The sequence below is a fragment of the Coprococcus sp. ART55/1 genome (assembly GCF_000210595.1).
Taxonomy (GTDB): Bacteria; Bacillota; Clostridia; order Lachnospirales; family Lachnospiraceae; genus Coprococcus; species Coprococcus aceti.
This window is the reverse complement of record NC_021018.1, coordinates 50,787-57,283: the sequence shown is the minus strand read 5'-3', so window position 1 is coordinate 57,283 and position 6,497 is coordinate 50,787. Positions and strand designations below refer to the sequence as shown.

The 6,497-nt window shown below is 46.3% G+C and carries 6 protein-coding genes and 1 pseudogene; 6 read left to right on the top strand and 1 reads right to left on the bottom strand.

Annotated features, from left to right (window positions below):
* The 3 genes from CCU_RS00235 to CCU_RS00225 all read left to right on the top strand — a co-directional run.
* Window positions 1-183, top strand: a 183-nt coding sequence (locus CCU_RS00235) for a hypothetical protein (protein WP_208895857.1), incomplete at its 5' end; no start/stop codon positions are given.
* Window positions 184-198: 15 nt separating this feature from the next.
* Complete coding sequence (locus CCU_RS00230; protein WP_015533124.1) at window positions 199-840, top strand: O-methyltransferase; 642 nt, start codon at window positions 199-201, stop codon at window positions 838-840.
* Window positions 841-865: 25 nt separating this feature from the next.
* Window positions 866-2,095: a peptidase U32 family protein gene (locus tag CCU_RS00225; protein WP_055144916.1), complete on the top strand. Its 1,230-nt coding sequence runs from the start codon at window positions 866-868 to the stop codon at window positions 2,093-2,095.
* A 19-nt stretch (window positions 2,096-2,114) separates the two neighbouring features.
* Here the strand turns inward: CCU_RS00225 and sigK are convergent, their stop codons facing one another.
* Window positions 2,115-2,735 (bottom strand): RNA polymerase sporulation sigma factor SigK, encoded by a 621-nt coding sequence (gene sigK, locus CCU_RS00220; RefSeq protein WP_015533122.1) that lies wholly within the window; start codon window positions 2,733-2,735, stop codon window positions 2,115-2,117.
* Window positions 2,736-3,019: 284 nt separating this feature from the next.
* Here sigK and CCU_RS00215 point away from each other — a divergent pair, with 284 nt between their 5' ends.
* The 3 genes and pseudogenes from CCU_RS00215 to CCU_RS00205 all read left to right on the top strand — a co-directional run.
* Entirely contained in the window at window positions 3,020-4,762 is a 1,743-nt protein-coding gene (locus CCU_RS00215) for a GspE/PulE family protein (protein WP_015533121.1), read from the top strand.
* Between the two features lie 74 nt (window positions 4,763-4,836).
* Window positions 4,837-5,899, top strand: a pseudogene (locus CCU_RS00210) (type IV pilus twitching motility protein PilT).
* A gap of 220 nt (window positions 5,900-6,119) precedes the next feature.
* On the top strand, window positions 6,120-6,497 hold a 378-nt coding region (locus tag CCU_RS00205; RefSeq protein WP_208895856.1), incomplete at its 3' end, for a type II secretion system F family protein.

Below are 6,497 nucleotides of genomic sequence, written 5' to 3'. Positions count from 1 at the left end.
ATACTGAAGGTCAGAATAGGCGGATATGCAGATGATATCCAGCCTGGTACATATCAGATAGCACCGAGCGATACAAATCAGGAGATAATAGAGATCATAACGGGAAATGGCAAGAGTTCCTCGGGGGATAGCAACGGAGACAGCAGTGATGATTCCTCCGGTGAGGACAGTGCCGAGGAATAGACAGAGAGGATAATTATGGTATGTGATGAAAGACTTGCGTCATTTATCAATTCCTTCAATACAGACTACGATGAGGTTGTGACCTCGATCAGAAGAGAGGCAGAAGAGAACAGGGTACCTATCATAAGACGAGAGGCCGGAGAGTTCATCAAGATGTTGATTCTTATGAACAGGCCGAAGAAGATTCTTGAGATAGGTTCAGCCGTTGGCTTTTCTGCCATTTTTATGAGTAGATTTCTGGATGATGACGCACATATAACAACTATAGAGAATTATCAGCCGAGAATAGAAGAGGCGAAGAAGAATATAGTCAGAGCCGGGGCTTCAGACAAGATCACCCTGCTTGAGGGCGATGCACTGGAGATATTACCGGGTATGACAGAAAACTATGATATGGTGTTCATGGATGCAGCTAAGGGTCAGTATGGCAATTTTTTCACGGAGGCTATACGGCTGCTAGCTCCGAAGGGGGTATTGCTCTGCGACAACGTGCTTCAGGACGGAGATGTCCTTGAGAGCAGATTTGCAGTTACCAGAAGAAACAGAACGATACATTCAAGGATGAGAGAATACCTGTACGAGCTCACCCACAATGAACATTTGGAGACGGCCATACTCAATATAGGGGATGGAATGAGCCTTAGTATCAGGAAATAAACGAAAAATGGTTGGAGGAAACGATATGAGAGATAAGAAACCAGAGCTTCTTGTCCCGGCGGGCGGACTGGACACGCTCAAGGTGGCCGTGGACTATGGAGCTGACGCAGTGTATATAGGCGGACAGGCATTTGGCCTCAGAGCGAAAGCAGACAACTTTTCCATAGAAGAGATGAAACAGGGCGTGGAATATGCCCATGCACATAATGCTAAGGTGTATGTGACAGCCAATATATTTGCACACAACTATGATCTGGATGGAATAAGAGCTTATTTTGGCGAGCTGAAAGATACAGGTGTGGACGCTGTTCTTGTATCCGATCCGGGTGTGTTTACCATAGCTCGGGAGACTATGCCGGATATGGAATTACACATAAGCACACAGGCTAACAACACGAACTACATGACATACAAGTTCTGGTATGACCACGGCATAAAGCGGGTTGTGTCTGCCAGAGAACTGTCCCTTGCGGAGATATCACAGATAAGAGCAAACATACCGGACGATATGGAGATAGAGTCATTTATCCATGGCGCTATGTGCATATCATATTCAGGAAGATGCCTTCTCAGCAACTACTTCACAGGCAGGGATGCGAATCATGGTGCGTGCACCCATCCGTGCAGATGGAAGTATTCCATCGTCGAGGAGACCAGACCGGGAGAGTATATGACTGTCAACGAGGACGACAGAGGAACATATATATTTAACTCCAAGGATCTGTGCATGATAGAGTACATCCCGGAGATGATGGAAGCCGGAATAGACAGCTTCAAGATAGAGGGACGTATGAAGACGGCTCTGTATGTGGCGACCGTTGCCAGAACCTACAGAAAAGCCATAGATGATTATATGGAGTCAGAAGAGAAGTACAGAGCAAACATGGAATACTACAAGAGAGAGATAGCCAAATGCACATACAGGCAGTTCACAACGGGATTTTATTTCGGGAAGACAGACTCAGAATCACAGATATATGATAGCAACACATATGTAAAAAACTATACGTATATTGGAACTGTGAGAGAGGTTACCCCGGATGGCTGTGTATGCTTTGAGCAGAAGAATAAGTTCCTGGTGGGAGAGAAGCTTGAAGCCATGGGCTTTGATGGAACAAATATAGAGTGCGAGGTTCAGGCGATATACGACGAGAAAGAAAACAGCATGGACTCTGCGCCACATCCAAAGCAGAAATTGAGGGTGAAGCTTGATAAGGAGCTTGAGACCGGTATTATACTGAGAAGAAAAGAGTGATCATAAGGATGTCTGGATGTCAATCCAGGCATCCTCTTAATTTGCCAAGAGCCTTTTTCTCTATGCGCGATACATATGACCTGGAGATTCCGAGCATCCTGGCTACCTCCTTTTGGGTGAGAGGTGACTGCCCGTCAAGACCGTAGCGCATACATATGATCTCCCTCTCCCTGGATGAGAGGAGCGATGATATGCAGGAGGGAAGCAGGCACAGGTGGTCGTCCTGTATCATTTTGTCCAGAACGTTGACGTTCTCCGAACCTATGATGTCAAGGATGACGATCTCGTTACCCTCTTTATCAGTGCCGATGGGATCGTAGATCGAGACCTCACGCGCCTTCTTCTTCTCGTGGCGGAGAGTCATGAGAAGCTCGTTTTCGATACATTTGGCGGCATAACCTGACAGCTTACAGCCTTTGTCGGGCTTGTAGCTGTCTATGGCTTTGATGAGACCTATCGTGCCTATGGACAGAAGATCCTCGGGATCCCTCACGGCGGAATTGTACTTTCTGGATATGTGGGCGACCAGACGGAGATTGTACTCTATCAGAATGCTGCGGGCAGCCTTGTCGCCGGACAGGCACAGCGCAATATATTTTTTCTCTTCTTCGGGAGTTAGTGGGTTTTTAAACGCTTCCATATATGAACTGCTCCCGTAAATTGATTGTACCGGCTGTACATTTGCTGGACGGGCTATTTTACAATTAGTACAGTCAGCTTGCTTATATAATATGTTTATTGTGCAGAAATAGTGCCTATCCACCCTGTAAAAAAGCAAAAATCCGATAAAAGTGCAAAAAAATGTATCTAAATATGTACAAAATGTTTAAAATGTGAAAATACTGTGATATAATACGCTTTAGGTATTTGGATAATTCTGCCTGTGCGTAGAATTGCGAGAGACGTGAGGAGGGTATTTAGAGAATGCGATTAAGCGTGGGACGTAAGAAGATCAGAATTGGAGATGTCCTTGTAGCAGCGGGGGCTATCACGGAGGAACAGCTTCAGGAAGGACTTGCAAAGCAGAAGGAGACCGGCAGAAAGCTTGGTAACGCCCTGGTTGATCTGGGATTTATAAGTAACGACATGCTGATTACGGTACTTACAACCCAGTTGGGAATTGACTACATAGAGCTCAAGGGAGCTAAGATCGAGGAGAAGGTTATACACATGGTGCCTGAGAACATGGTCACCAAGTATCAGGCCATACCTATAGAGATAGATCCTGATAACCCGAACATCCTCAAGGTAGCCATGGCAGATCCAATGGATATCATGGCCATGGACGATATTGGTCTTGTGACAAATCTTCAGGTAGAGCCGATGCTCGCATCTGAGGAGGGAATCAGGAATGCCATAGACAAGTATTACGGAAGCGCTCAGGCTATGGAGGCTGCTGAGGCCTACAGACAGGAGCAGCAGAATGTGCTCGGCGGAGGCGACGAGGAAGAGGGCAACGAAGAAATCGATAATTCCCCTATCGTACTTCTGGTTAAGCAGATCATCGAAGGCGGAGTAAGACAGAGAGCGTCAGATATACATATAGAGGCTCTGGAGAACAGCGTCAGAGTCAGATACAGAATAGATGGTGCACTTAAGCAGGTTATGTCATACGACCTCAGCATACTGGCAGGTATCACAGCCCGTATCAAGATCATAGGCGGTATGGATATAGCAGAGAAGAGAAAACCACAGGATGGTCGTATCACCATCATGGTTGACAGAAGAGAGTTTGATGTCCGTGTTTCTATCCTTCCAACAGTTTTCGGAGAGAAGACGGTTATGAGACTTACATCCAAGGACGGTCTGACAAAACCGAAGAGTGCCCTTGGTTTCGATGCAGAGCAGGAGAAGGTTTTCGATAATATCCTCAGCAACCCACATGGTATCATCCTTGTAACGGGACCTACAGGATCAGGAAAATCAACTACACTGTACACATCACTCAGTGAGCTTAACACAGAGGATGTTAATATCATCACCGTTGAGGACCCTGTCGAGGCGAACATCAACGGTATCAATCAGGTGCAGGTTAATAACAAAGCGGACATGACTTTCGCGGCAGCCCTCAGATCTATCCTTCGTCAGGATCCGGATATCATCATGATAGGAGAGATCCGAGACGGTGAGACAGCAGGAATCGCCGTACAGGCCGCTATCACAGGACATTTGGTTGTATCGACACTGCATACTAACTCAGCGGCTTCGACCATCACCCGTCTTATCGATATGGGTATTGAGTCATACATCGCCGGTGATGCTGTTGTTGGAGTTATTGCACAGAGACTTGTGCGAAGACTTTGTACCACATGTAAGCAGCCAAGACTTGTGGAGGATGATGAGAGAGTTCAGCTCGGTGTTCCGGCTGACGAGGAGGATGTCATCATCTACGAGCCACAGGGATGCCCACTGTGTAACGACACAGGCTATTCAGGACGAATCGGTGTATACGAGATGATGCCTGTATCAAGAGAGCTTCAGGCTGTTATCGCTTCCGGAGCTACAGCGGATGTCATTGAGAAGCAGGCCCTCAAGGAAGGAATGCTCACACTGAAGATGGGAGCTGCCAAGCACGTTCTTGATGGTATCACATCCATAGCAGAGATGAACAAGATTGTTCACAGTACAGTGACCGTGGCCGAGGGAGTGGACATGGGAGAGCTGTAAGATATAAGAGATATATAATGAGATTATATATAAATTGTAATTATTAATGCAAAAGGGAAAGGAAGGGACAAGTTATGTTAGACATGAAGGAATTACTTGCCTTCTCTGTAGAAGCAAAGGCGTCAGATGTTCATATAGCTGTAGGTATACCACCTAAGCTCAGAATCAACGGTAAGCTCACCGAGGTTGAGGTTCCGGCACTGTCACCTGCTGATGCGGCAGAGGCAATTGGATCTACTATGAAGGACAGGCATAAGGCCATACTTCAGGACAGAGGAGAGGTCGATTTCTCATTCGATTCACCTGAGACCGGACGTTTCCGTGTCAATGTATTCATGGACAAGGGAAACATGGCAGCAGCGTACAGACGAGTTGAGACACAGATCCCAAGACCTGACCAGCTTGGTATTCCAAGGGAGGTTGTTGAGCTCTACAAGAGAAAGAGAGGTCTGGTTCTCGTAACAGGACCTACAGGTTCTGGTAAGTCAACCACACTTGCATCTATTATAAACAAGGCGAATGAGAACCTTACGGATCACATCATCACACTTGAGGATCCTATAGAGTACATTCACCATCACAATAAGGCAATAGTTAACCAGCGAGAGGTTGGTATGGATACACTCAGCTATGCAAATGCACTTCGTGCAGCACTCCGTGAGGATCCTGATATCATCCTCGTAGGAGAGATGCGAGATCTTGAGACTATCTCCACAGCCATAACCGCTGCCGAGACAGGACACTTGGTATTCTCCACACTGCATACAATCGGTGCGGCAAGTACCATCGATCGTATCATAGATATCTTCCCTACAAACCAGCAGCAGCAGGTAAGAGTTCAGCTCGCGATGGTTCTTGAGGGAGTTATCTCACAGTCGCTTCTTCCTATAGCGAGCGGCAACGGACGAGTTGCAGCCTTCGAGGTAATGCTTGCATCACCTGCTATAACGAAGTCTGATACGAGAAGCCAAGACTCATCAGATCCAGTCAACTATCCAGACAAGCAGAGCCTTAGGTATGATCACTATGGACGATGCATTGTATGAGCTGTATGCTTCAGGGACCGTCACAAGAGAGGTTGCCATGACATACGCACAGGATCAGCAGTACCTGAGAAAGAAGATCAACGGACAGTAAGATATATGGAATAATCGATTGCCATATGGAAAAATGTGGTATAATAACCAAGCCGCATTGTGCACATTGTCTAAAAAATAACGTGCAAATAATTAAATGTTGATTAAATCTGTGTGGTATAGTAAGATATTTTACATATAATTTATGTTGCATTATTGCGCTTTTAAAGTGCAGATACATGAAAACGTAAGAATATTAAGATTGGGTCGGAGGAGAGACAATGGCAGTATTTAATTACAAGGTTGTTGACAGAGATGGTAAGAATAAAAAAGGTACCATCGAGGCCCCTAACAGAGACGGTGCTGAGAAGAAGCTGAAGTCAGAAGGCTACTCGATCATGAGTCTGACGGAGCAGAGCAGCCCGCTCGGGGGTATAGGATTTAAGAAGAAGGTCAAGTCAAGAGACCTGGGTGTATTCTGTAAACAGTTCTCGGCGGTCATCAAGGCCGGTGTTACCATCATATCCGCACTGGAGCTGATGGGGGATCAGATTGAGAACAAGACACTGAGAAAGGCCATAGCAGATGCGCGTACATATGTAGAGAAAGGTGGAACTCTGGCGGATGCGCTCAGAGTTAACCCGGATGTATTCCCGCCT

What these genes read in the sequence shown, in the direction of transcription:
- sigK (WP_015533122.1), bottom strand. Translation starts at nt 2,735, where the DNA reads ATGGAAGCGTTTAAAAACCCACTAACTCCCGAAGAAGAGAAAAAATAT.
- CCU_RS00230 (WP_015533124.1), top strand. Translation starts at nt 199, where the DNA reads ATGGTATGTGATGAAAGACTTGCGTCATTTATCAATTCCTTCAATACA.
- CCU_RS00215 (WP_015533121.1), top strand. Translation starts at nt 3,020, where the DNA reads ATGCGATTAAGCGTGGGACGTAAGAAGATCAGAATTGGAGATGTCCTT.
- CCU_RS00225 (WP_055144916.1), top strand. Translation starts at nt 866, where the DNA reads ATGAGAGATAAGAAACCAGAGCTTCTTGTCCCGGCGGGCGGACTGGAC.